Annotated in this window: 22 protein-coding genes; 18 read left to right on the top strand and 4 right to left on the bottom strand. The window is 66.8% G+C overall.

The features are described 5' to 3' along the window. Positions 1-89: 89 nt before the first annotated feature. Positions 90-1,451: an MFS transporter gene (locus K4G53_RS10500; protein ID WP_221385657.1), complete on the top strand. Its 1,362-nt coding sequence runs from the start codon at positions 90-92 to the stop codon at positions 1,449-1,451. Here the strand turns inward: K4G53_RS10500 and K4G53_RS10495 are convergent. From K4G53_RS10495 to K4G53_RS10485, 3 genes are all read right to left on the bottom strand, one after another. Beyond that, positions 1,437-2,711, bottom strand: coding sequence for an alpha/beta fold hydrolase (locus tag K4G53_RS10495; protein ID WP_221385656.1), 1,275 nt, complete (start codon positions 2,709-2,711; stop codon positions 1,437-1,439). The two genes, K4G53_RS10500 and K4G53_RS10495, sit on opposite strands and share 15 nt — an antisense overlap. Positions 2,712-2,778: 67 nt before the next feature. After that, entirely contained in the window at positions 2,779-3,279 is a 501-nt protein-coding gene (locus K4G53_RS10490; protein WP_221385655.1) for a GNAT family N-acetyltransferase, read from the bottom strand. Between the two features lie 26 nt (positions 3,280-3,305). Next, the gene (locus tag K4G53_RS10485; RefSeq protein WP_221385654.1) at positions 3,306-5,849 is read right to left on the bottom strand and encodes an RNA helicase; all 2,544 of its coding nucleotides are present in this window, start codon (positions 5,847-5,849) and stop codon (positions 3,306-3,308) included. A 95-nt stretch (positions 5,850-5,944) separates the two neighbouring features. Here K4G53_RS10485 and K4G53_RS10480 point away from each other — a divergent pair, with 95 nt between their 5' ends. The 17 genes from K4G53_RS10480 (at position 5,945) to K4G53_RS10400 (ending at position 25,313) form a co-directional block, all read left to right on the top strand. After that, entirely contained in the window at positions 5,945-6,724 is a 780-nt protein-coding gene (locus tag K4G53_RS10480) for a trans-aconitate 2-methyltransferase (RefSeq protein WP_221385653.1), read from the top strand. A 151-nt stretch (positions 6,725-6,875) separates the two neighbouring features. After that, positions 6,876-8,651: an ABC transporter ATP-binding protein gene (locus K4G53_RS10475; RefSeq protein ID WP_260323508.1), complete on the top strand. Its 1,776-nt coding sequence runs from the start codon at positions 6,876-6,878 to the stop codon at positions 8,649-8,651. Positions 8,652-8,743: 92 nt separating this feature from the next. Beyond that, entirely contained in the window at positions 8,744-10,462 is a 1,719-nt protein-coding gene (locus K4G53_RS10470) for an ABC transporter ATP-binding protein (RefSeq protein WP_221385778.1), read from the top strand. Next, positions 10,459-10,839 carry a GntR family transcriptional regulator gene (locus K4G53_RS10465; protein ID WP_221385651.1) on the top strand — a complete coding sequence of 127 codons (381 nt, stop codon included), beginning with the start codon at positions 10,459-10,461 and terminating at the stop codon, positions 10,837-10,839. The genes K4G53_RS10470 and K4G53_RS10465 overlap by 4 nt, the downstream gene beginning before the upstream one ends. Positions 10,840-10,886: 47 nt before the next feature. Then, positions 10,887-13,811, top strand: coding sequence for an excinuclease ABC subunit UvrA (gene uvrA / locus K4G53_RS10460; protein ID WP_221385650.1), 2,925 nt, complete (start codon positions 10,887-10,889; stop codon positions 13,809-13,811). Positions 13,812-13,893: 82 nt separating this feature from the next. After that, complete coding sequence (locus K4G53_RS10455; protein ID WP_221385649.1) at positions 13,894-14,610, top strand: HAD hydrolase-like protein; 717 nt, start codon at positions 13,894-13,896, stop codon at positions 14,608-14,610. Continuing rightward, positions 14,597-15,265, top strand: coding sequence for a 1-acyl-sn-glycerol-3-phosphate acyltransferase (locus K4G53_RS10450; protein WP_221385648.1), 669 nt, complete (start codon positions 14,597-14,599; stop codon positions 15,263-15,265). Before K4G53_RS10455 ends, K4G53_RS10450 begins: the two co-directional genes overlap by 14 nt. A gap of 63 nt (positions 15,266-15,328) precedes the next feature. Then, positions 15,329-17,326 carry an excinuclease ABC subunit UvrC gene (gene uvrC, locus K4G53_RS10445; RefSeq protein ID WP_221385647.1) on the top strand — a complete coding sequence of 666 codons (1,998 nt, stop codon included), beginning with the start codon at positions 15,329-15,331 and terminating at the stop codon, positions 17,324-17,326. A gap of 69 nt (positions 17,327-17,395) precedes the next feature. After that, on the top strand, positions 17,396-18,319 hold the full coding sequence (gene rapZ / locus K4G53_RS10440; protein ID WP_221385646.1) for an RNase adapter RapZ: 924 nt from the start codon (positions 17,396-17,398) through the stop codon (positions 18,317-18,319). Further along, complete coding sequence (gene yvcK, locus K4G53_RS10435; RefSeq protein ID WP_221385645.1) at positions 18,319-19,338, top strand: uridine diphosphate-N-acetylglucosamine-binding protein YvcK; 1,020 nt, start codon at positions 18,319-18,321, stop codon at positions 19,336-19,338. The genes rapZ and yvcK overlap by 1 nt, the downstream gene beginning before the upstream one ends. A gap of 9 nt (positions 19,339-19,347) precedes the next feature. After that, a complete protein-coding gene (gene whiA / locus K4G53_RS10430) occupies positions 19,348-20,328 on the top strand; it encodes a DNA-binding protein WhiA (protein ID WP_013600892.1) in 981 nt (326 codons plus the stop codon). A 99-nt stretch (positions 20,329-20,427) separates the two neighbouring features. Further along, positions 20,428-21,054 (top strand): superoxide dismutase, encoded by a 627-nt coding sequence (locus K4G53_RS10425; RefSeq protein ID WP_221385644.1) that lies wholly within the window; start codon positions 20,428-20,430, stop codon positions 21,052-21,054. Between the two features lie 254 nt (positions 21,055-21,308). Then, positions 21,309-22,319 carry a type I glyceraldehyde-3-phosphate dehydrogenase gene (gene gap / locus K4G53_RS10420; RefSeq protein WP_221385643.1) on the top strand — a complete coding sequence of 337 codons (1,011 nt, stop codon included), beginning with the start codon at positions 21,309-21,311 and terminating at the stop codon, positions 22,317-22,319. Between the two features lie 10 nt (positions 22,320-22,329). After that, positions 22,330-23,556, top strand: a complete 1,227-nt coding sequence (gene pgk / locus K4G53_RS10415; protein ID WP_221385642.1) for a phosphoglycerate kinase — start codon at positions 22,330-22,332, stop codon at positions 23,554-23,556. A 103-nt stretch (positions 23,557-23,659) separates the two neighbouring features. After that, positions 23,660-24,475 carry a triose-phosphate isomerase gene (gene tpiA / locus K4G53_RS10410; protein ID WP_221385641.1) on the top strand — a complete coding sequence of 272 codons (816 nt, stop codon included), beginning with the start codon at positions 23,660-23,662 and terminating at the stop codon, positions 24,473-24,475. A gap of 48 nt (positions 24,476-24,523) precedes the next feature. Continuing rightward, a complete protein-coding gene (gene secG, locus K4G53_RS10405; RefSeq protein ID WP_142133911.1) occupies positions 24,524-24,778 on the top strand; it encodes a preprotein translocase subunit SecG in 255 nt (84 codons plus the stop codon). A gap of 139 nt (positions 24,779-24,917) precedes the next feature. Then, on the top strand, positions 24,918-25,313 hold the full coding sequence (locus K4G53_RS10400; RefSeq protein WP_221385640.1) for an RNA polymerase-binding protein RbpA: 396 nt from the start codon (positions 24,918-24,920) through the stop codon (positions 25,311-25,313). Here the strand turns inward: K4G53_RS10400 and pgl are convergent. Beyond that, positions 25,266-26,036 (bottom strand): 6-phosphogluconolactonase, encoded by a 771-nt coding sequence (pgl, locus tag K4G53_RS10395; protein WP_374226162.1) that lies wholly within the window; start codon positions 26,034-26,036, stop codon positions 25,266-25,268. The two genes, K4G53_RS10400 and pgl, sit on opposite strands and share 48 nt — an antisense overlap. Positions 26,037-26,039 lie beyond the last annotated feature (3 nt).

Genomic DNA, 26,039 nt, shown 5'->3' with positions numbered 1-26,039 from the left:
CAGTCAAGGTGATCCCGGCCGCGCGCGGCCGGGATTTCCTGTTTAAAGACCCTCTTCTGGTGGTGGCCGGAGAGGACTACGCTCGTCCCATGGCCCGCACACTTGCGAAGGAACAGGGCGTGCGCCAGGTGCAGCGGCGCACTGTGGTGCTCCTGGGCGCAGCCCAGGTGTTTGGCGGCATCGGCACGGGAGCAACCGTATCGATCGGGTCCATCCTTGCTGTTGAGCTTTCCGGCTCAACGGCGTGGGCCGGTGCGGTAGCCACGGTGATGACGCTGGGAGCTGCCGCAGCCGCGTTGCCGTTGGCCGCACTTGCCGACCGCCGCGGTCGCCGCACCGGCCAGGTGGCAGGGCTCTCGGCCGCGCTGGCGGGGACCGTGCTCATGGTGCTCGCTGTGGTGTCCGGGCTCTTCATCCTGCTGCTCCTGGGCGCGGCAGGCATCGGCATCGGCACCGCCGCCAGCCTGCAGGCACGCTTTGCCGCCGTCGACCTCGCTGTTGCCGAGCATCGGGGCCGGGCACTGTCCGCCGTCGTCTGGGCGATGACCGTGGGCGCCGTGGCGGGCCCCAACCTGATCCAGCCCGGCGCTGCTGTGGGAACGGCCCTGGGACTGCCCCCTGTGGCGGGTCCGTTCGTCATTGCGGCGGCCGGACTTGTGGTGGCCACCGTGCTCCTGTTTGCCGGCCTTCGGCCGGACCCGCTCCTGCTGGCGCGCGAGCTCGCCGCCAGGGGTGCCGCGCCCCAGGGCGTCCAGGCGCCGGGAAGTCCAGCCGCCCTGAAAGCTGTCCCGGGCACGCCGGGGACCGCTGGGTCGCTGGTCCGCGGCCTGCACGCCATCAGGGATTCGCGGACCGCACTGCTGGCCGTGACTGCCGTGGTCGCAGCCCATGCCGTGATGGTCGGGGTGATGTCCATGACGCCGCTGCACCTGCAGCACCTGGTGGAAGGCCCCGGCGCTTCCCATGCCGCCCACTCCGCCGCCGGGGATGTCCTGGTCATCATCGGCTTCACCATCTCCCTGCATATCGCGGGGATGTTCGCCCTGTCCCCGGCCATGGGGTGGCTGACCGACAGGGCCGGCAAGATCGAGACAATCATGATCGGGTTCGCGGTACTGGTCCTTGCGGCAGCAGTCGCCGGGTTCGGGCAGGGCGCAACCCCCGCAGTGGCCGTCGGCCTGGTACTGCTCGGCATGGGATGGTCAGCCGCCACCATCTCGGGGTCCACCCTGCTGGCCGAAAGCGTGGGACAGGAAGCCCGGGTGGCCGTGCAGGGTGTGTCCGACATGCTGATGGGCGCGGCAGGGGCCATCGGCGGCGCCGTTTCCGGACTCGTCCTGGGGTGGATCGGTTACCTGGGCCTGAACCTGCTCGGCGGAACCATCGGCAGCGCCGTGCTGGCAGCGGCGTTCGTGACGCGAACGGCACGCCGCCGGTCAGCGGCTGCCTGACCTCGCCATTCCCAGCAGGCGGCCGAAAATCCGCTCGCCGTCGTCGGCGATGCCATCGTGGTGGAAGTCGGCGGTTTCCCAGACCTGCAGTCCGCGGACAGCCGAGGCCGTCTCCAGGGAAAGGTCCCGGTCAACGTAGATGTCGTCCGTGTAGACCGCTGCGGCCACCGGAACGCCATTGGCTGCCAGCCGTTGCGGGTCATAGAGCGGCTTCCAGTCGTCCTTCGCAGCGAGGAGCCCGGCCGCTTCACGCAACGGCTGGAGGGCCGGGTCCTGCTCGAAGTACCACGGGTAGACCATCTCGCCGGTGAGCAGCAGGGGATCGGCGTCGGGGCGGAACTCCGGGTATTCCTGCAGTACGCGCCACGCGGACCAGCCGGTGGCCGCTCCCTGCCCGTAGATGGATTCATGCATCAGGGCGTAGAGGGGATTGGAGCGCCGCGAGACGACGCCCTGGAGCTGCTCCAGGAACGGGTCCGAAAGCCGGGGGCCGGTGGCTGTCTCCACGAAGGCATCCTCCAGGAGGTTGTGGAGGCTGTCCACGCGGGTGTTGCCGCCCAGGAACGCGCCCAGCATCTGGAACCGTTCCACGGTGAGGGGTGAGCCGTCGGGCAGGACCTCCGGCGCGGACCGCAAATGCGCCGCGATCCGTTCAACGGCTTTCCGGTCCTCCGGATACCAGCCGAAATACTCGGCATTCCGGGCGGCCACCCGCTGGAACGTGGCCCGGTAAACACGGTCCGGCGTGCCGGTGAGCGGCGCCAGGCCGCCGGTGATCAACGCCTCGCGGACGCCCTCCGGAGCGAAGGAAAGGTATGTCAGCGCGCAGAAGCCACCGTAGCTCTGGCCGTAGATGGTCCATGCCGGCGACCCGAGTGCCGCGCGGATCAGTTCGGCGTCCGCCACGATCGAATCCGCCCGGAAGTGTTCCAGGTAGGCGGCCTGGTCGGCTGCGGATCCCCGCCGGGGGAGGGTGTTGCGGTCAACCGGCGTGGAAAGGCCGGTACCGCGCTGGTCCAGCATCAGGATGCGGAAGTCCTGCGCCGCGGCCTTGCTCCAGCCGCCCAGGGAACCCCACCTGTTCCCCCGGCCACCGGGTCCACCCTGCAGGAAGAGGAGCCAGGGCAACCGCTCCGCGGCCTCCTCGCTGTGGTTCGCGGAGACGTACTCGCGGGCGAAGACGGTAATGGTCTCGGCGGAACCGTCCCGGGGCGCCCAGTGGTCCAGGGGAACGGTGAAGTAGTGTTCCACCGTCCGCATTCCCCGGAACTCGTGCCTTGCCCGGACCTCATGCCCTGCCGCGGGGAGGAGTGCGGGCAGCCCCGCCCTAGCCACGGGCAGCTGCGGGTACAATGCCGCCGAACTGCTCCAGCGCGTCCCCTGTGAGGCGGAAGGTGGACCAGCCGTCCATGGGGCGCGCGCCCAGGCGGCGGTAGAAGTTGATGGATGGTTCGTTCCAGTCCAGGACACTCCACTCCACCCGTGCATAGCCGTTGGCCACGGCGATTCCGGCAAGGTGCTGCAGCAGGGCCTTGCCGTGCCCCTCGCCGCGGGCCTCCGGGCTGACGTAGAGGTCCTCGAGGTAGATGCCGTGCACACCTTCCCACGTGGAGTAGTTCAGGAACCACAGCGCAAAGCCCTGGACTTCGCCTGCGGCGTTTTCCGCCATGGCCGCGAACACGCGCGGGTTGTCGCCGAACAGCACCTGTTCCAGCATCCCGGGGGTGTTCCGGACGGCGTCGGGTTCCTTTTCGTAATGGGCCAGTTCGTGGATCATCCGGAGGATGGCGGGGACGTCCTGCCGGGTTGCGGGGCGGATTACACTCATTGTTCGAGCTTACCGCCGGCGCCGGGTCAGAGCCGGTTCACGTCCGTCACCCGCACCACGGCGGTTCCGGTGGCGTCGGACTCCGCGAGGTCCACCTCCGCCGAGATGCCCCAGTCGTGGTTCGCGGCCGGGTCGTCGAAGATCTGCCGTACCTTCCAGGTGCCGCCTTCTTCCGTGATGATCAGCAGGCCCGGTCCGCGTGCATCCGGACCGGTTCCGATGTCGTCGTGCTCGTCGAAGTAGTCGTCCAGCGCATCTTCCCAACGGTCCGCATCCCAGCCCGAGCCGCCGTCGAGCTCTCCCAGCGCCTTGGCGTCCTCGTCGGCGAACAATTCCACGCGGCGGAACATCTCGTTGCGCACCATCACCCGGAATGCCCGGATGTTGGAGGTGAGCGACGGCGGGGGAGGCGGCGGTGCGTCGTGCGGGGTGGGTGCCGCCCCGGAGGCCAGTTCCTCCCACTCGTCCAGGAGGCTGGAATCCACCTGGCGCACCAGCTCGCCGAGCCACGCTGTCAGGTCAGCGAGGTCCTCCCGGAGCATGTCCTGCGGCACGGTCTGCCGCAGGGCCTTGAAGGCGTCGGCGAGGTACCGCAGCACGATGCCCTCCGACCGCGCCAGCCCGTAGAACTGGACGAACTCGCCAAAGTTCATGGCCCGCTCGTACATGTCGCGGACCACCGACTTCGGGGCCAGCTCGAAGTCGCCCACCCACGGGGCAGCCTTCCGGTACACCTCGAACGCTTCACCCAGCATCTCCGCCAGCGGCTGCGGGTAGGTCACCTCGTCCAGCATGGCCATCCGCTGGTCGTAGTCGATCCCGTCAGCCTTCATCGCGGCCACCGCTTCGCCGCGTGCCTTCTTCTGCTGGGCGGAAAGGATCTGCCGCGGCTTTTCCAGCGTCGACTCGATCACGGACACCACGTCCAAGGCGTACGACGGCGACTCCGGGTCAAGGAGCTCCAGTGCGGCAAGTGCGAAGGGGGAGAGCGGCTGGTTCAGGGCGAAGTTCGGCTGCAGGTGGACGGTGAGCCGGACCGTGCGGCCGTCGGCACCCTGTTCGCCGGCCGGTATCCGCTCGATGACCTCCGCGGCCAGCAGCTCCCGGTAGATGCCCAGCGCCTTCTTCATCAGGCGGAGCTGCGAAGGGCGCGGCTCGTGGTTCTCGGTCAGCAGGCGGCGGGCGGCCGCGAACGGGTCGCCGGGGCGCTCCATCAGGTTCATCAGCATGGCGTGCGTCACGGTGAAGCTGGAGGTCAGCGGGTCCGGCACCGACTCCACCAGCCGCTTGAAGGTCGGCTCGCCCCAGGACACGAAACCTTCCGGCGGCTTCTTCTTCACCACCTGGCGCAACTTCTTCTGGTCGTCGCCGAACTTGGCGGTGGCCTTGGCCATCGCCTTGACGTTCTCGATCACGTGCTCGGGCGCCTGTACCACTACGGTCCCGGCGGTGTCGTAGCCTGCACGTCCCGCCCGGCCGGCAATCTGGTGGAACTCCCGGGAGTTCAGCAGCCGGGTGCGTACGCCGTCGTACTTGCTCAACGCCGTCAGCAGCACCGTCCGGATGGGCACGTTGATGCCCACGCCCAGCGTGTCGGTGCCGCAGATGACCTTCAACAGGCCCGCCTGCGCCAGCTGCTCCACAAGCCGGCGGTACTTGGGCAGCATGCCTGCGTGGTGGACGCCGATCCCGTGCCGCACCAGCCTGTTGAGCGTCTTGCCGAAGCCGGCTGCAAACCGGAAGTTGGCAATCAACTCGGCAATCCGGTCCTTTTCTTCCCGGGTGCACATGTTGATGCTCATCAGGTTCTGCGCGCGGTCGATCGCTTCGATCTGGCTGAAGTGCACCACGTAAACGGGCACCTGCCGGGTGGACAGCAGTTCCTCGAGCGTCTCGTGCACGGGAGTCTGGTGGTAGTAGTAGTGCAGCGGAATGGGCCGCTCGGCGGAACTGACCGTGGTGGTGGGACGGCCGGTGAGCGCGGTGAGCCCCTCTTCGAACCGGGTCACGTCGCCCAGGGTGGCGGACATCAGCAGGAACTGTGCCTGGGGAAGCTCCAGCAGGGGGACCTGCCACGCCCAGCCGCGCTGCGGATCCGAGTAGAAATGGAACTCGTCCATGATGACCGCGCCAAGCTCCGCGGCGGACCCCTCGCGGAGGGCGATGTTCGCCAGGATTTCGGCGGTGCAGCAGATGATGGGTGCATCCTGGTTGACCCCGGAATCGCCCGTGATCATCCCGACGTTGTCCGCGCCGAAGATATCGCACAGGGCGAAGAACTTTTCCGATACCAGGGCTTTGATCGGGGCGGTGTAGTAGCTGCGGCGGCCCTGGGTCATGGCCTGGAAGTGCGCGGCGATGGCCACGAGCGATTTTCCCGATCCGGTGGGCGTGGCCAGGATGACGTTGGCGCCCGTTGCCAGCTCCATGATGGCCTCGTCCTGGGCCGGGTACAGTGACAGCCCCCGGCTTTCCGTCCACTCCAGGAACCGGGTGTAGAGGTCGTCGGGGTCGACGGCGGCGGGAACGTTCCGGGCGGGCAGATCAGTCAGCTGGTCAACGAGTTTCATTGCTTTCCAGCTTAGTGCCCCGGTGCCGGGCATTCCCGACTGGCCGGGTTAGGCTACGGCAGTACCTGGAAACCCGCCGGAATGTGGAGAAACTGATGAAATGGGACCCCGCAAAGTATGTGCAGTTCGGCGACTACCGGGACCGGCCCTTCTTCGACCTCACCGGCCGGGTCGGTGCGCAGAAGCCGGGCCTGGTGGTTGACCTGGGCTGCGGGCCGGGCAACCTGACGGCAACGCTGGCCCGCCGCTGGCCCGGCGCCGAGGTGGTGGGACTGGATTCATCGGCCGATATGTTGGCAAGGGCGGCGGGGGTGGCGGAGGACGTTCCGTCCCTGCGTTTCGAGCTCGCTGATATCGCCGGGTGGATGCCCTCGCCGGAGACGGATGTTGTGGTCAGCAACGCGGCGCTGCAGTGGGTTCCCCGCCATCAGGAGCTGATGCGGGCGTGGCTGGCCGCGCTCCGGCCAGGTGCGTGGTTCGCCCTGCAGGTTCCCGGCAACTTCAATGCCCCCTCGCATGCCCTGATGCGGCAGTTGGCGTCCTCGGGCCGGTGGGCCGCGAAGCTGCGCGGTGTACTGCGGGGCGGGGAATCGGTGGGTGAGCCGGCCGGGTACCTTGGGATCCTGCTCGACGCCGGGTTCGCGGCGGACGCGTGGGAGACCAGCTACCAGCAGGTCCTGCCGGGTCCGGACCCGGTGCTGGAATGGGTCCGGGGCACTGCCCTGCGGCCCGTTTTGGCCGCTCTTCCGGCCGATGACGGCGCAGCGTTCGAAAGCGAGTATGCGGCCGCCCTCCGGGAGGCTTATCCATCCGGTCCGCATGGCACGGTCTTTCCCTTCCGCCGCATCTTCGCCGTGGGCCGGAAGAACGGCTGACGGCTCCCTCGGCTGCTTTTCCAACACAGTCACAGGCTGTGACAGCAGCGGAAAGTGATCTGGCTTACAATGACGCCAGAGCTTTGGGGTCGAGCCGCCGGCCCTTCCATCGGCTACTGCATATTCGGGGGATATTTTGCTGGTCGGACTCATGAGGCGGTTGCTGGACGGCCAGGGGCCACGTGTCGGTGCCATCGCTCTTCTGCAGCTGGTCCAGGCGGCGGCGAACCTCCTGCTGCCCACGGTGAACGCAGCAATCATCGACGACGGCATCGTGGCCGGCGATACCGAAGTCATCACGCGGCTGGGCGCGCTCATGGCCGTCATTGCGGCCGTGCAGGCTGCCTCGGCGATCGCCGCTGGTTACCTCGGCGCGCTGCTCGCCATGCGGATCGGGCGCCGCCTTCGGGCCGACATCTTCACCAAGGTCCAGTCGCTGTCCTCGCAGGACGTGGCCCTTTTCGGGACCCAAAGCCTGACCACCCGTGCCACCAACGACGCCCAGCAGGTCCAGGCGTTCGCCGTGCTGGTCTTCACCATGCTGGTCGCCGGCCCCGCCATGGGCGTGGGCGGAGTCATCCTTGCCCTGCAGCAGGACGTGGCACTGTCCGTCGTCGTTATCATCATCGTGCCCCTGCTCCTGCTCATCATGTACCTGATTGTCCGCCGCCTGATCCCGCTGTACCGGCAGGGCCAGGACCTGCTCGACCGCGCTGGCGGAATCCTCCGCGAGCAGATCATTGGTGTGGATGTCATCCGCGCCTTTGTCCGCCAGGAGCACGAAGTGCAGCGTTTCGCCCGGACCAATGCGGGGCTGACGGCGAACAACCTGCAGTCCGCGCTGCTGGTGGCAGCGATGCTGCCGATGATCATGCTGGTGGTCAACATCAGTTCCGTGGCCATCGTCTGGTTCGGCGGCCACCGCATCCAGGCGGGCCAGATGAACCTTGGGGCGCTGACGGCCTTCATCGCCTACATCATGCAGATCCTGCTGGCCATCATGATGGCCATGTACGTCCTGATGACTGCGCCGCGTGCCGCCGTCTGTGCCGAACGCATCCAGGCGGTCCTGGATACGGAGCCGTCGGTCCGGGACACTGCGGCCAGGGACTCTGCGGCCAGGGACACGGCAGCCACGGACGCTGCGGCGCAGGCAACGCCGCGGGATGCTCCCGCAGCGCCGTCGGCAGGGGTGGAATTCCAGGCGGTCGGTTTTTCCTACCCGGGGGCTGAGGCGCCTGTCCTCGCGGACATCAGCTTCACGGCTGCACCGGGTACCACCACCGCGATCGTGGGTGCCACCGGCAGCGGGAAGACAACGCTGCTGAACCTGGTCCCGAGGTTTCTGGACCCCACCGAAGGGCGCATCACCCTCGCCGGCAGGGACATCCGCGACCTGCCCCTGGACCATCTCCGGGAGTCCATGGCCATCGTGCCCCAGCAGTCCCACCTCTTCACCGGCACAATTGCGGAAAATCTGCGGATGGCGGCGCCCGACGCGTCGGACGGGGAGCTGTGGGCTGCTTTGGAGGCGGCACAGACCATGCGGTTCATGCGCGACCTGCCGCTCGGGCTCGCCACCCCGGTCGGACAGGGCGGAGCAAGCCTGTCCGGAGGGCAACGCCAAAGGCTGTGCATCGCCCGGGCACTGCTCCGCGATGCTCCCCTCTACCTCTTTGACGACAGTTTGTCGGCGCTCGATTACGACACCGATACCCGGCTCAGGTCCGCCCTGGGCCAACGGCTCGGCGGCGCCACGGTGATTATCGTGGCGGAACGCATTTCCGCCGTGGAGGGGGCAGACCTCATCCTGGTGCTCGACGACGGCCGCCTTGTGGGGCAGGGAACGCACCAGGACCTGTTGGCGGCGTCCGCCACCTACCGGGAAATCGCCGAATCACAGCTTGCCCTGCAGGGCCCCCTGTGACGGCTCCGGAGGCAGCCGGGGGAGCAGCGCCGGGAAGGTTCTGGCCCACGGCGCGCAGGCTGCTGGGCCTGCTGCGCCCTTTTCGGGCCCAGATGGTGGGAGCCGTCGGAGCCACGTGCGCCTTTGCCGGCCTCAACGTGGCCGCACCGAAGTACCTGGGCGACGCTACCGACGTCGTGGTGGACGGCGTCCTCCAGGGCACGCTGGACCAACGGCTTGGAATCCTGCTCGCAGCCGTGACTGTGATGTACATCTTCGCTTCCTTCTTTAACTGGGTGCAGGGAGCGCTGACGGCCCGTGCTGTGCAGGGGCTCATGTACGGCCTGCGGGCCTCCGTGGAGGACAAACTCCACCGCCTGCCCTCGACCTACTTCCGGGACCGGTCCCGTGGCGACGTCCTGAGCCGTGCCACGAACGACGTCGACAACATCGCCCAGGCCCTGAACCAGGTCCTGACGCAGTTGATCGTGGCGTTCCTGATGCTGGCCGGCTCCCTGGCCATGATGCTGTGGATCTCACCGCTCCTGGCTGCCATCGCCGTCGCCATCGTCCCCGTCTCGACCTGGATCACTGTCCTCGTGGCCGGCCGGTCCGCGGAACATTTCGCCAGGCAGTGGAAGGAGACCGGCGAACTTAACGCACACGTCGAGGAGTTCATCAGCGGCCATGAAGTTATCAAGGCCTTCGGCCGCCAGGCCCACGCCGCGGAGGTCTTCAGCCAAAGCAACCGGCGCCTGGCGCGGGCGGCGGGCACCGCCCAGTACTCGGCCGGGGTGGTCCAGCCGCTGATGGTGCTGATGTCCAACCTGAACTACATCGCGGTGGCAGTCATCGGGGCGCTCCAGGTGATTGCGGGAGCCATGACCATCGGCGGCGTCCAGGCCTTCATCCAGTTCAGCAGGCTGTTCACGCAGCCGGTGGGGCAGATCGGCGGCCTGCTCAATGTCATACAGTCCTGTGCCGCCTCCGCCGCCAGGGTGTTTGCCCTGCTGGACGCGCGGGAGGATCCGCCGGAGCCGGAGGAGGCCGCCTCCGGAGCACCGGTGGGCGGACCCATCGTCTTCGAGGACGTCTCGTTCAGCTATCCGGGCTCGGTCCCCGCCGTCCGCAACCTCACCTTCACCGTCGAGCCCGGCCAGGCTGTCGCCATCGTCGGCCACACCGGAGCCGGCAAGAGCACGGTGGTGAACCTGCTCATGCGCTTCCTGCAGCCGGGATCAGGGCGGATCACCATCGGCGGGACCGACATCGCGGCCATACCCCGTGACCAGCTGCGGGGACAGTTCGGCGTCGTCCTCCAGGACGCGTGGCTGTTTGCGGGCAGTATCCGGGACAACATTGCCTACGGCCTCCCCGGCGCAACCGAGCATGCCATCGTGGCGGCCGCCGAAGCCAGCCATGCCGACCGCTTCATCCGCTCGCTTCCCCACGGTTACGGGACAGTACTGGAAAATGGGGGCGAACCACTCAGCCAGGGCCAGCGGCAACTCCTCACCATCGCCAGGGCGCAGCTGGCCGGCCGCGCCGTGCTGATCCTTGATGAAGCCACCAGTTCCGTCGACTCCAGGACCGAGCTGCTGATCCGCCAGGCCATGCGCCGGCTGCAGGAAGGCCGCACCAGCTTCATGATCGCCCACCGTTTGTCCACGGTCAGGAACGCTGATCTAATTCTCGTCATGGACCATGGACGCATCGTGGAGCAGGGAACGCATGAAAGCCTCCTGGCCGCCAACAGCTATTACGCCCGGCTCTACAACGCACAGTTCTCGGCCCGTCCTGGCAGGGCCGGCGTCCTGGAGGCGGGCCTGTGAACCCCGCCGCCGACTTCCCCGGCTCCTGGCGGCCCAACCCCGCCAGCAGCGTCGCCCTGTTCGAGCAGTTGAGGCTCCAGGTCATCCACCTTGCCGACAACGGGGCGCTGCCGCCCGGCACCCGGCTTCCCGCCGTGCGGGCGCTGGCCGGACAGCTTGACGTAGCCCCGCACACGGTGGCCCGGGCGTACAAGGAACTTGAAGCGGCAGGCGTCGTGGCAACCCGGGGCCGGAACGGGACGGTGGTGTGTGCCCGCGACGACCGGCTGGGCGGCCTCTCCGAGGCCGCGGCAGCGTACGCCGCGGTCGCCAAATCGCAGGGGGCAACCTTCGCCGAAGCGGTGAAGCTCCTTGCTGCCGCCTACGATGTTCCCTGAGGGCGGAACCGTCAGTGTTCGAAAAAGTTTTCGATTAGCATAATGGGGTGCCTAAAGCCGTAGCTGAAGAAACTCCTGCCCCCTCCGCATCCTTCGCGGTCCCCTCTGCCGCCGCCCCGCACCGGCCGGACCTTTCCCGCCTCGTGGTGAAGGGGGCGCGGGAGCACAACCTGCGCAACGTGGACCTCGACCTCCCGCGCGACGCCATGATCGTATTCACGGGCCTCTCAGGGTCCGGGAAGTCTTCGCTGGCGTTCGACACCATCTTCGCCGAGGGCCAGCGGCGGTACGTTGAATCGTTGTCCGCCTACGCCCGGCAGTTCCTGGGGCAGGTGGACAAGCCGGATGTCGACTTCATTGAAGGCCTGTCCCCGGCGGTCTCTATCGATCAGAAGTCCACCAGCAAGAACCCGCGTTCAACGGTGGGCACCATCACCGAAATCTACGACTACATGCGCCTGCTGTGGGCCCGCGTGGGGCGGCCGCACTGTCCCGTCTGCGGCGAGCCGGTGTCCAAGCAGACGCCGCAGCAGATCGTTGACCAGCTGCTGGAGCTGGACGAGGGCACACGCTTCCAGGTCCTCGCTCCGGTGGTGCGCGGACGCAAGGGCGAGTTCGTGGACCTCTTCAAGGAACTCAGCGCCAAGGGGTACTCCCGGGCAAGGGTCGACGGCGAGCTGGTCCAGCTGAGCGATCCGCCCAAGCTCGGGAAGCAGTTCAAGCACACCATCGAGGTGGTGGTGGACCGCCTGGTGGTCAAGGAAGGCATCAGCCAGCGGCTCACCGACTCCATCGAAACCGCCCTTGGCCTCGCCGAGGGCCGGGTCCTGGCCGAATTCGTGGACGTCGATGCGGATGCGCCGGAACGGATCAGGGCATTCTCGGAAAACCTTGCCTGCCCCAACGAGCACCCCCTCGCCATCGACGAGATCGAGCCGCGCTCCTTCTCCTTCAACAACCCCTTCGGCGCCTGCGCCGCCTGCAGCGGAATCGGCACCCGCCTTGAAGTGGACGAGGAACTCATCGTCCCCAATCCCGAACTCTCACTGGCCGAAGGCGCCATCGCCCCCTGGTCCATGGGCACGGCCACCACCGAATACTGGAACCGGCTGCTGGAGGGCCTTGCCAAGGAAGTGGGCTTCTCCATGTCCACTCCGTGGGAGAAGCTGGGCAAGGATGTCCGGCAGACCATCCTGCACGGCAAGGACCACAAGGTGGTGGTGCAGTACCGCAACCGGTTCGGCCGGGAACGCAAGTACAGCACCGGCTTCGAGGGCGCCATCCAATACGTCCACCGCAAGCACGGCGAGACCGATTCCGACTGGGCCCGCGACCGCTACGAGGAGTACATGCGGCAGGTTCCCTGCCCCGCCTGCAACGGCGCCCGGCTCAACCCGGCGTCGCTCTCGGTCCTGATCAACGGCAAGTCCATCGCCGAAGTCGCGGCACTGCCAATGCGGGACTGCGCGGAATTCCTGAACAACCTGGTACTGACCGGCCGCGAAGCCCAGATCGCCCACCAGGTCCTCAAGGAGATCCAGGCGCGGCTGACCTTCCTCCTCGACGTCGGCCTGGAATACCTGAACCTGGAGCGGCCCTCCGCCACCTTGTCCGGCGGCGAGGCGCAGCGCATCCGGCTGGCCACCCAGATCGGGTCCGGCCTGGTAGGTGTGCTCTATGTCCTCGACGAGCCGTCCATCGGGCTGCACCAGCGCGACAACCGCCGCCTGATCGAAACCCTCACCCGGCTGCGCGACATGGGCAACACGCTCATCGTGGTGGAGCACGACGAGGACACCATCCACGTCGCGGACTGGGTGGTCGACATCGGGCCGGGTGCCGGCGAGCACGGCGGCCAGGTGGTCCACTCCGGCCCGTACAAGGAACTGTTGGAGAACAGGGAATCACTGACCGGCGACTACCTGTCCGGACGCAAGGCCATCGACGTCCCCAAGAAGCGCCGCAAGTACGACAAGAAGCGGGAAATCAAAGTCGTGGGCGCGCGGGAGAACAACCTCCTGAACGTCGATGCCGCCTTCCCGCTGGGACTCTTCACCGCCGTCACCGGCGTCAGCGGCTCCGGCAAGTCCACCCTGGTCAACGAGATCCTCTACAAGGTGCTGGCCAACAAACTCAACGGCGCCAAGCAGGTGGCAGGCCGGCACAAGACGGTGCAGGGACTCGAACACCTGGACAAGGTGGTCCACGTGGACCAGAGCCCCATCGGCCGGACCCCGCGGTCCAACCCGGCCACCTACACGGGTGTGTTCGACAACATCCGCAAGCTCTTCGCCGAGACCACCGAGGCAAAGGTCCGCGGCTACCTCCCCGGCCGGTTCTCCTTCAACGTCAAGGGCGGCCGCTGCGAGGCGTGTTCGGGCGACGGCACCCTGAAGATCGAAATGAACTTCCTGCCGGACGTGTACGTGCCGTGCGAAGTCTGCCACGGAGCCCGCTACAACCGGGAAACCTTGGAGGTGCACTACAAGGGCAAAACCATCGCCGACGTCCTCAACATGCCCATCGAGGAAGGTGCCGAGTTCTTCGCGGCGTTCTCGCCGATCGCACGACACCTGAAGACGCTGGTGGACGTGGGCCTGGGCTATGTCCGGCTGGGCCAGCCCGCCACCACCCTTTCCGGCGGTGAGGCGCAGCGCGTCAAGCTGGCCGCCGAACTGCAGAAGCGGTCCAACGGCCGCAGCATCTACGTGCTGGACGAGCCCACCACCGGCCTGCACTTCGAGGACATCCGTAAACTGCTCATGGTCCTGCAGGGGTTGGTGGACAAGGGCAACACGGTGATCACCATCGAGCACAACCTGGACGTCATCAAGAGCGCGGACTGGATCGTGGACCTCGGCCCGGACGGCGGCTCCGGTGGCGGCCAGATCGTGGCGGCCGGAACACCGGAACAGGTGGCAAGCTCGGACACGAGCCACACCGGGAAGTTCCTCGCCGAAATCCTGCGCTGACCTGCACCGGGATCCGGGCCGAAATATTCCCCGCGCGGAATGCGAGTTTCAGGCACTGCTGGTGTCATGAGAAACTAACCCGGTGACTTCAACAACAGTGCCCGTGATCTTTGACCTGGACGGCACTCTTGTCGATCCGGCCGGCGGAATTACAGACGGTATCGCGGCGGCCCTGCGCGAACTGGGCCTCCCGGTTCCCGGCCAGGAGCTGCTCGAATCGATGATCGGCCCCAAACTGAGCGACTCGCTGCTCAATGTGGCGAAGGTACCGGCGGACCGCCTGGCAGAGGTGGTCCGCCTGTACCGGGAGTACTACGTGGCCACCGGCATCGCGCAGAGCAGGCTGTACCCGGGCATCCGTGACGTCCTCGAGTCCTTCTCGGCCGCCGGCCGCCCTGTCGCGGTGGCCACCCAGAAGCCCCAGCGGCTCGCCCGTACCGTCCTGGCGCACCACGGAATCGACGAATTCTTCCACGGCATCCACGGCTCCGCGGACGACGAAACGGCCGTGGAAGGCGTCCCGCTGGGCAAGACCCAGATTATCGCTGCGGCGCTCAGGGACCTGGACACCCGGCACGCCATCATGGTGGGGGACCGCGCCCAGGATGTTTCCGGCGCCATTGCCAACGGACTGGACTGCATCGGGGTCATGTGGGGCTTTGCTCCCGACGCGGAACTGGAGGATGCAGGATCCTTCGCCGTCGTCAGCGACGCCGGGGAACTGCTCACGGTCATCGACCGGCTCCAGGCCATCCACTTCGCTGCCATGAGCGGGGTGAGCAACGATGGAAATGTTTGATGTTGTCCGCTGGACCACCCGCAACCTGATCTCCGGCACCTGCCGGCCCACCGTCGTCGGGCTCGAAAACGTGCCCTCCGACGGCCCCTTCATCGTGGCCCCCAACCACCTGTCCTTTTTTGACAGCGTCATCGTGCAGGCCCTCATGCCACGGCCGGTGGCGTTCTTTGCCAAGGCGGAGTATTTCACCACTGGTGGCGTCAAAGGCAAAGTCATGAAGGCCTTTTTCGAATCCGTGGGTTCCATCCCCGTGGAGCGCGGTGAACAGGCCGCCAGCGTCCAGGCGCTCAAGACGCTGCTCGACATCCTTGAGGCGGGCCGCGGCATCGGCATCTACCCGGAAGGCACCCGGTCCCGGGACGGCATCCTGTACCGCGGCAGGACCGGCGTCGGCTGGCTCGCCCTCACCACCGGTGCACCCGTGATTCCGGTGGGCCTGATCGGCACGGAAAAACTCCAGCGCGCCGGCGAAAAGGGGGTCAAGCCGCAGCACTTCACCATGAAGGTGGGGGAGCCGCTGTACTTCGACAAAACCGGCCCGGACCACTCCCTGCCCGCCCGCCGGGAGGTCACCGACCGCATCATGGATGCGATCGCCGCGCTCAGCGGCCAGGAGCGTTCAGGCAGCTACAACCAGAGCAAGTCCGTCGACTGACCCGGCCGGCGCCCAGGTGCCGGCCGGTGCAATGACACCGGCCGGCCTCAGTAGACTGGATAGGTGGCAAATCCAGCAAGTTACCGCCCTAAGACAGGTGAAATCCCCACCAATCCGGGCGTCTACCGGTTCCGTGATCCGCACGGCCGGGTCATCTATGTAGGCAAGGCCAAAAGCCTCCGGTCCCGGCTGAACTCCTACTTCGCCAACCCCGCCGGGCTGCTGCCCAAAACCTACGCCATGGTCCACGCTGCCAGCAGCGTGGAATGGACCGTGGTGGGCAGCGAACTGGAGTCGCTGCAGCTCGAATACACCTGGATCAAGGAATTCAAGCCACGCTTCAACGTCGTCTTCCGCGACGACAAGACGTATCCCTACCTTGCGGTGACCATGGGCGAGAAGTACCCGCGGGTCCAGGTCATGCGGGGGGACAAGCGGAAGGGCACCCGCTATTTCGGCCCCTACACCGCCGGGGCCATCCGGGAAACCATGGACACCCTGCTGCGGGTCTTTCCCGTGCGCAGCTGCAGCCCCGGCGTCTTCAAGCGGGCCGAAGCCAGTGGCCGGCCGTGCCTGCTGGGCTACATCGACAAGTGCTCGGCACCCTGCGTGGGCAGGATCTCCCCGGCGGACCACCGGGCCCTCGCAGAGGATTTCTGCGCTTTCATGGGCGGCGAGGCCAAACGCTTCATCGCCAAGCTGGAAAAGCAGATGGCCGAGGCAGTGGCGGAGCTTGACTACGAACGTGCTGCCCGCCTCCGTGATGACATCACCGCGCTGCGGAAGGTCTTTGAGCGCAACGCCGTGGTGCTGGCAGAGGACACCGACGCCGACGTCTTTGCCCTGCACGAGGATGAGCTTGAGGCAGCGGTCCAGGTTTTCCACGTCCGCGGTGGCCGGATCCGCGGGCAGCGGGGCTGGGTGGTGGAAAAGGTGGAGGACTTCTCCACCCCGGACCTGGTGGAGCACCTCCTGCAACAGGTCTACGGCGAGGACGGCGACACCCATGGCCGGCTGCCCCGCGAGGTCCTGGTGCCGGTGGCGCCAAGCAACGCCGAAGACCTTGCCAAATGGCTGGGCGGCATCCGCGGGGCCAAGGTGGACATCAGGGTTCCCCAGCGCGGCGACAAGGCGGCGCTGATGTCCACGGTGCGCGAAAACGCAGAGCACGCACTGAAGCTGCACAAGACCCGCCGGGCCGGAGACATCACCGTGCGGTCCCAGGCGCTCCAGGAACTGCAGGAAGCGCTGGACCTGCCGGTGCCGCTCCTGCGGATCGAATGTTTTGACGTCTCGCACGTGCAGGGAACCAATGTGGTGGCATCCATGGTGGTGGTGGAGGACGGGCTGCCGAAGAAGTCCGACTACCGGAAGTTCTCCATTACCGGCCCTGCCGCCGCCGATGATACGGCGGCCATGCATGACGTCCTCACCCGGCGGTTCCGGTATTACCTCCAGGACAAGTCCGCGCAGGTGGATGAATCCGCCCTCTCAGCCGGCCCGGTCGGAACAGCTGGGGAAGATGCCGCACTGGACACCACCACGCCGGCGCCGAAGGCAAAGTTCGCCTACCCGCCCAACCTGGTGGTGGTGGACGGCGGCCAGCCCCAGGTGAACGCCGCGGCCCGCGCCCTCAAGGACCTGGGCGTCGATGACGTCTACGTGGTGGGGCTGGCCAAGCGGCTGGAGGAAGTCTGGCTGCCCGACAGCGACTTTCCGGTCATCCTGCCGCGGACGTCCCAGGGGCTGTACCTGCTGCAGCGGATCCGCGACGAGGCACACCGTTTCGCCATCACGTTCCACCGCCAAAAGCGCGGCAAGGCCATGACCATCTCGGCCCTGGATGCCGTGCCCGGCCTTGGGTCATCCAAGCGCAAGGCCCTGCTGGCGCACTTCGGCTCCGTCAAGGGCGTGAAGGCAGCCACCGCGGAGGAACTGTCACAGGCGAAGGGAATCGGCCCGGCGCTTGCCAGCGCCATCGTGAACCACTTCGCCGGCGACCGTGCGGAGGCGGCGCTGCCGGCGATCAACATGACCACCGGCGAAATCGTCGAATCTTAGCTAGGGTAAAGGACGGGGTTAAGGCCGGCGCGGCCGCCCCGCGACGACAAGGGAAACGGGGCGGACTTGATGGCAGACACGACGGCGGAATCCGGAGCAGGGGAGGACGGGCTGGAGCCGGTCAAACCGCTCGAAGCGGAGCTGCTGGTGGTCACCGGAATGTCCGGCGCCGGACGGAGCACCGCCGCCGACGCGCTCGAGGACCACGGCTGGTATGTCGTGGAGAACCTGCCGCCGCAAATGCTGGGCACCCTCGCCGAGCTCGTTTCGCACGCCCCGCAGTCCATTCCCCGGCTGGCGGTGGTCATCGACGTCCGCAGCAAGGGCCTCTTCGCAGACATCCGCTCCGCCCTGGGGGCCCTGGCCGCCAGTGGGGTGACCTTCCGCGTGCTATTCCTGGACGCCAGCGACAACGTGCTGGTCCGGCGCTTCGAGCAGGGCCGGCGCCCGCACCCCCTGCAGGGCGGCGGGCGGATCCTCGACGGCATCGCCGCTGAACGTGAATTGCTGCAGGAACTGCGCGACAGCTCCGACGTCGTCCTGGACACCTCCAACTACAACGTCCATGGCCTTGCCACGGCCATCACCGAGCTGTTCAGCGAAACAGGTCCCGTCGCCCTCCGGCTCAATGTCATGAGCTTCGGCTTCAAATACGGCCTGCCCGTGGACGCGAACTACGTCGCGGACGTCCGGTTCATCCCCAACCCGCACTGGGTGCCGCAACTGCGGCCGCAGACCGGGCTGGACAAGGACGTCAGCGACTATGTGCTGGAAGCCGAAGGCGTGAAGAGCTTCGTGGACCGCTATGTGCTGGCGCTCGAGCCCGTCCTGGAGGGTTACCGCCGGGAAAACAAGCACTACGCCACCATTGCCGTGGGCTGCACGGGCGGCAAGCACCGCTCCGTGGCGGTCGCCGTCGAACTTTCCAAGAAGCTGGCCCAGTACCCGCGGGTCACGGTGACCACCGCCCACCGGGACCTGGGCCGCGAATAATGGCGCTGTTCACCGGTGCCCTGCCCCTGGTGCCGCCCGCCGCCGGATCGGCTTCATCGCAGCAGGACAAGGGCCCCAACGTTGTTGCCCTGGGCGGCGGGCATGGGCTCTCGGCCTCGCTTTCGGCGCTGCGCCTGCTCACCTCCGAGCTCACCGCGGTCGTCACGGTGGCGGACGACGGCGGCTCGTCCGGGCGTCTGCGCGAAGAGTACGGTGTCCTTCCGCCGGGTGACCTCCGGATGGCACTGTCTGCGCTGTGCGATGACACAGACTGGGGGCGCACCTGGCGGGACGTCATGCAGCACCGGTTCCGCCCCGGCAAAGGCCCCGGTGGCTCGCTGGACGACCACGCCATGGGCAACCTGCTGATCGTTACCCTGTGGGAACTGCTCGGCGATACCGTCGCCGGGCTCCGGTGGGCCGGTGCGCTGCTTGGCGCACGCGGCCAGGTTCTGCCCATGTCCACGGTCCCGCTCACCATCGAAGGCGACGTCCGGGTAACAGCACCCGACGGCGCCACCGCAGTGCAGACCATCCGGGGGCAGGCCCGCTGCGCCGTGGCCGGATCGCTGGAAGAGGTGCGGCTCCTGCCCAAGGCCGCGCCCGCCTGCGTTGAGGCCCTGACGGCCATCGAACTGGCGGACTGGGTCATCCTGGGCCCCGGCTCCTGGTACACATCAGTCCTGCCCCACCTGCTCCTGCCGGAAATGCGGCAGGCCCTGTGCAGCACTCCTGCTAAACGCTGCCTGACCATGAACCTGGCCATGGACACGAAGGAAACCAGCGGGATGACCGCAGCCGACCATCTGCACGTCCTGCGGCGGTACGCACCGGAGTTCAGCGTCGACGTCGTGCTCGCCGACCCCGCGTCCGTCCCGGACCGGCAGGAGTTCGAGGAGGCGGCCGGGATGATCGGCGCCGAGGTGGTCTTGGGTAAAGTAGGGGCGTCAGGGCGCCGCCCCGTCCACGAGCCGCTGCGGCTGGCGACGGCGTACCAGGACATTTTCGGGAACAGTTAGGAAGGTGCCATGGCACTGACATCATCAGTCAAGGAAGAACTGTCCCGTCTGGACATCAAGAAGTCATCCGTGCGGAAGGCTGAAGTCTCCGCAATGCTCCGGTTTGCCGGGGGACTGCACATCATCTCGGGCCGGATCGTCATCGAAGCGGAAGTCGACCTCGCCTCCACCGCCCGCCGGCTCCGGGCGGCGATCGCCGAGGTGTACGGCCACCAGAGCGAGATCATCGTCGTCTCCGCCGGGGGACTGCGGCGCGCCAGCCGCTACGTGGTGCGCGTCGTCCGCGACGGCGAGGCTCTGGCCCGGCAGACCGGGCTCCTGGATGGCCGCGGCCGTCCCGTGCGCGGGCTGCCGTCCGCCGTCGTCAATGGTTCCGCCGCCGACGCGGAGGCCGTCTGGCGCGGCGCATTCCTGGCCCATGGATCCCTGACGGAACCGGGCAGGTCCTCTTCCCTGGAGGTGACCTGCCCGGGGCCGGAGTCGGCGCTTGCCCTGGTGGGGGCCGCGCGCCGGCTGGACATCCAGGCCAAGGCGCGTGAAGTCCGGGGCGTGGACCGCGTAGTGATCCGCGACGGCGACACCATCGCGGCCCTCCTCACCCGCATGGGCGCCCACGACGCCCTCATGGTGTGGGAGGAGCGCCGCATGCGCAAAGAGGTCCGCGCCACCGCCAACAGGCTGGCAAACTTCGACGACGCCAACCTCCGCCGGTCCGCGCAGGCCGCCGTCGCCGCCGGTGCCCGCGTGGAGCGGGCCCTGGAAATCCTCGGCGACGACGTCCCGGACCACCTCAAATACGCCGGTGAGCTGCGGGTGGCGCACAAGCAGGCCAGCCTGGACGAACTGGGCCGGCTCGCCGACCCCGTCATGACCAAGGACGCGATCGCCGGCCGGATCCGGCGGCTGCTGGCCATGGCCGACAAACGCGCACTTGACCTGGGGATTCCCGGAACGGACGCCAATGTGACGCCCGAAATGCTGGACGAGTAGCAGGCCCATAGAATCAAAAAGATTCCGGGTGCCAGACGCCCGGATGCACAATCCGAGAGTTACCAACCGGACCGCGTGTCCACGATATTGGAGGATTTTGTGACTGAGTACGTATTGCCCGAACTCAAGTACGACTACGCCGCCCTCGAGCCGCACATCTCGGCGCGGATCATGGAGCTGCACCACAGCAAGCACCACGCTGCCTACGTTGCAGGCGCCAACAATGCGCTGGCCCAGCTTGCCGAAGCACGGGAAAAGGGCGACTTCGCCAACATCAACCGGCTCTCCAAGGACCTTGCGTTCCACACCGGCGGCCACGTCAACCACTCCGTCTTCTGGAACAACCTTTCCCCGGACGGCGGCGACAAGCCCGAAGGTGAACTCGCGGCCGCCATCGACGACGCCTTCGGTTCCTTCGATGCGTTCCGCGCCCAGTTCTCCGCAGCCGCCCTCGGCCTGCAGGGCTCCGGCTGGGGTTTCCTGGCCTACGAGCCCATCGGCGGGAACCTGGTCATCGAGCAGCTCTACGACCAGCAGGGCAACACGGCACTGGGCACCACCCCGCTGCTGATGCTGGACATGTGGGAGCACGCCTTCTACCTCGACTACGTCAACGTCAAGGCCGACTACGTCAAGGCGTTCTGGAACATCGTGAACTGGGCCGACGTCGCCAAGCGCTTCGAAGCCGCCCGCACCAGCGCCACGGGACTCATCACCCTCCCGTAGCCGCCAGCAGCGCGGTGTAACAAACTTCACATTCGGACTTAAACGGGCCGGGATGTGGACCGTCCGCCCCCGCACTTGCGGGGGCGGACCCAGTTAAACGTAAGATAGGTCACGGAAGGCGGTTAGCCTTCAGCAATGAGGCTGGTCGCCCTCCGTGTTCATCATCTCTGCCCAATGGCGTGCGGGATCTGTTAGTTGGCTTGAACGCCCGCTCAACTAGTAGTGCTTTTGAAAGCACCAAGGAGACTGTAAAAGTGACGACCCGTATTGGTATCAACGGCTTTGGCCGCATTGGCCGCAACTACTTCCGCGCAGCGCTTGCCCAGGGCGCGGACCTGGAAATCGTTGCCGTCAATGACCTCACCAGCCCCGAGGCCCTGGCGCACCTGTTCAAGTACGACTCCGTAGGCGGCCGCCTGAAGGAAACCATCGAGGTCAAGGACGGCAACATCGTCGTCAACGGCAACGTCGTCAAGGTCCTGGCCGAGCGCGACCCCGCCAACCTGCCTTGGGGTGAGCTCGGCGTGGACATCGTCATTGAATCCACCGGCTTCTTCACCAAGGCGGCCGACGCGCAGAAGCACATCGATGCAGGCGCCAAGAAGGTCCTGATCTCCGCTCCCGCGTCGGATGAGGACATCACCATTGTCATGGGTGTCAATCACCACCTGTACGACAATGCCAAGCACAACATCATTTCCAACGCTTCCTGCACCACCAACTGCCTCGGCCCGCTGGCCAAGGTGGTCAACGATGAATTCGGCATCGAGCGCGGCCTGATGACCACCGTGCACGCCTACACCGCCGACCAGAACCTGCAGGACGGCCCGCACAAGGACCTGCGCCGTGCACGCGCCGCAGCCATCAACATGGTCCCCACCTCCACCGGTGCCGCCAAGGCCATCGGCCTGGTCCTGCCGGAGCTCAAGGGCAAGCTGGACGGCTATGCCATCCGCGTTCCCGTGCCCACCGGCTCCGCCACCGACCTCACCGTCACGGTCTCCCGCGAGACCACCGTGGAGGAAGTCAACGCCGCCCTCAAGCGTGCCGCCGAGTCCGAGGAACTGCAGGGCTTCCTGACCTACACGGAAGAGCCCATCGTCTCCTCCGATATCGTCGGTGACCCCGCCTCGTCCATCTTCGACGCCGGCCTGACCAAGGTCATCGGCAACCAGGTCAAGGTTGTTTCCTGGTATGACAACGAATGGGGCTACTCCAACCGCCTCGTCGACCTTACGGAGCTTGTGGCAGCCAAGCTGGGCTAGGGTTAGACACATGACACTTCACACCCTCAACGAACTCATCGCTGAAGGTGTCCGCGGGCGGTACATTCTGGTTCGTAGTGACCTGAATGTGCCGCTCGACGGCTCTACAGTCACTGACGACGGCCGCATCAAGGCCTCACTTCCAGTGCTGTCAAAGCTCACGGACGCCGGTGCCCGCGTGCTGGTAACAGCCCACCTCGGACGCCCCAAGGGCGCCCCAGAGGAAAAGTACTCCCTCAAGCCCGCCGTGGCCCGCCTTGCGGAACTCGCGGACTTCAAGGTCTCCCTGGCTGGGGACACGGTAGGCGGCTCCGCCAAGGAAGCTGCAGCCTCGCTGCAGGACGGCGAGGTGCTGGTCCTGGAAAACGTGCGCTTCGACGCCCGTGAGACCAGCAAGGACGACGCCGAGCGCGGCGCCTTCGCTGACGAGCTGGTGGCCCTGACGGGCGGCAACGGAGCGTACGTGGATGACGCCTTCGGGGCTGTGCACCGCAAGCACGCCAGCGTTTACGACGTCGCCACCCGGCTGCCGTCCTACCTCGGCGACCTCGTGCACACCGAAGTGGAGGTGCTGCGCAAGCTCACCGCAGATACGCAGCGCCCCTACGTGGTGGTGCTCGGCGGTTCCAAGGTTTCGGACAAGCTCGCCGTCATCGACAACCTGCTGGGCAAGGCAGACACCATCCTGGTGGGTGGCGGCATGCTGTTCACCTTCCTCGCCGCGGCCGGCCACAAGGTGGCTTCCAGCCTGCTGGAAGAAGACCAGATCCCCGTGGTCCAGGACTACCTGAAGCGGGCAGCGGACGCCGGCACCGAATTCGTGGTGCCCACGGATGTTGTCGTGGCGGAGAAGTTCGCTGCCGACGCCGCCCATGAAACCGTCCCGGCGGACGCCATCGAAAGCAGCAGCTTCGGGGCCCAGGGCATCGGCCTGGACATCGGACCGGACTCGGCGGCCGCCTTCGCGGAGCGGATCAAGGGCGCACGCACGGTCTTCTGGAACGGTCCCATGGGCGTCTTCGAATTCGAGGCGTTCTCAGCCGGCACCCGTGCCATCGCGCAGGCCCTGACGGAGACCGATGCGTTTACCGTGGTGGGCGGCGGCGACTCCGCGGCGGCAGTCCGCACCCTGGGCTTCGCGGACGACCAGTTCGGCCACATTTCCACCGGCGGCGGCGCCAGCCTGGAATACCTCGAGGGCAAGGAACTGCCCGGGCTCAGCGTCCTGGACCGCTAGCCCCGCGGCCGCTGCACAAATGGACTTTGCAGTCCTCCGGCCGGCAGGTTGCCTGTGGCAGCCTGCCGGCCGAACACATATCAAGTACTTTTTTGGAGATTACGTGACAACGTCAACGAACGGCGCTTTTGACCGCAAGCCCTTCATCGCGGGCAACTGGAAGATGAACATGGACCACGTGCAGGGCATCACCCTCCTGCAGAAGCTGGCCTGGACCCTCTCCGATGCCAAGCACGACTACAGCCGGGTGGAGGTTGCCGTCTTCCCGCCGTTCACCGACCTGCGCGGTGTGCAGACGCTTGTCCAGGGCGACGACCTTCAGGTTGCCTACGGCGGCCAGGACCTGTCGCAGTTCGATTCCGGCGCCTACACGGGGGACATCTCCGGCCAGTTCCTGGCCAAGCTCGGGTGCAAGTACGTGCTGGTGGGCCATAGCGAACGCCGCACCATCCACAACGAGTCCGACGACGTCCTCAACGCCAAGGTCAAGGCCGCCTTCAAGCACGGGATAACCCCCGTCCTCTGCGTCGGTGAAGGACTGGAAATCCGCCAGGCCGGAACCCACGTGGAGCACACCCTCCAGCAGCTCCGCGCCGGCGTAGCGGGGCTGACCAACGAGCAGGCAGCCGAACTCGTGGTGGCCTACGAGCCTGTCTGGGCCATCGGCACCGGAGAGGTGGCAGGCCCCGGGGACGCACAGGAAATGTGCGCCGCCATCCGGGCGGAACTGCAGACCATCTTCGGAGCCGACGTGGCAGCCAAGACCCGCCTGCTCTACGGCGGTTCCGTCAAGGCGAACAACGCCGCCGCCATCCTGCAGGAACCCGACGTGGACGGTGTCCTGGTGGGTGGCGCCAGCCTCGATCCGGCCGAGTTTGCTAATATTGTCAGGTTCGAGAGCCACCTGGTCACGGACTAGTCCGGCACCAGCGCACACTCCAGCAATTCCAACTTCCGAAAGGCCGTCGTGGACGTTCTTCATGTCATCCTGCAGATCCTCCTGGGCATCACCAGCCTCCTGCTGACGCTGCTGATCCTCCTGCACAAGGGGCGTGGAGGTGGCCTGTCCGACATGTTCGGCGGCGGGATGAGCTCCGGGCTGAGCTCATCGGGTGTGGCGGAACGCAACCTGAACCGCTTCACCATCATCCTGGGGGTGACCTGGGGCGTGGTCATCATCGCGCTCGGCCTGATCATGCGCTTCAGTGGCGGCGACTCGTAAAACCCTTCGCGGATAGGGTCTTGCGGCACTGCTGCAGTCCCTCCCGGCCATCTAGACTGTGGCTGTCGGTTCACCCGGCAGCCACAGTTCTGTTTAAGCCGCGGACGCTCCAGCGTTCCGCTTCACGGCAGGAGTTGCAATGGTCCATCCAGCATCTGGCTTCCGGGGTACCCGTGCCGGCGTTACCGCAGGTTCCGGATCCAGCCTGCAGTCGAGCGATCCGAGCCCCCATCCGCTGCCGCGCATCCGGGTATCGTACTGGTGCGCGAAAGGCCATGAGACCCAGCCTGTCTTCCTGAAGATGCCGGAGGACCAGATTCCGCTGACATGGGACTGCCGGAGATGCGGTGGGATTGCCTCCCGGGACGGACAGGCAGCGGCTGCGGACGACCCGTTTGACGACGGTTACAAGAGCCACCTTGAATACGTTAAAGAGCGGCGCTCCGGCCAGGACGCAGAAGACGTCCTGGCCGGAGCGCTGGAAAAGCTACGCGCCCGCGGCGTCCTTCCGGACGAGCTGCTGCGGGACACGTGAGGCCGCGTTCTCGTCGATCAGCCACAGGGTACGGGATGTGCCCCGGGGCCCCGCGGCAGGCACCTGGACAGGGTTCGCGCCCGCCAGAGCCAGCCCTACCGCACCGGCCTTGTCCTCGCCTGCCACCACCATCCACACCTCCGCTGCAGTGTTGATGGCCGGCAGGGTCAGGGAAACGCGCAGCGGCGGTGGCTTGGGCGAATTCCGCACGGCAACCACCGTCCGCTCCTTCTCGCGGATTCCGGCCTGCTCGGGGAAGAGCGACGCCACATGGGCGTCAGGACCGACACCGAGCAGCACCACATCCAGCCGGGGGAGGGACGAAGGCTCCTCTGGCCGGTCATCCGACATGTCGGCAGCGTGTTCGGCGGCGGCAGCATCACGCAGCTGCCGGGCATAGTCGTCCGCTGCCTCTTCCGGCGTGCCGAAGTCATCGGACGATCCCGGGGAGTGGACCCGGTCAGGGTCCACCGGGATGTGTGACAGCAGGGCATCGAACGCCTGCTTGGTGTTCCGGTCCGGGTCGGCCGACGCGACGAAACGCTCGTCCCCCCACCAGAAATTGACCTTCGACCAGTCGACGGCGGGCGCCGCCGGAGAGTCAGCAACAGCCTTCAGCGTGCCGATACCCACCGTTCCCCCGGTGAGCACCACGGTGGCTTCGCCGTACTTGTCCTGCACATCAACGAGCTTGGTGATCAGGCGCGCCGCGATGGCAGCCATGAG

The sequence above is a fragment of the Arthrobacter sp. MAHUQ-56 genome (genome assembly GCF_019710585.1).
Lineage (GTDB): Bacteria > Actinomycetota > Actinomycetes > Actinomycetales > Micrococcaceae > Arthrobacter.
This window is presented reverse-complemented; position numbering and strand designations above follow the sequence as displayed.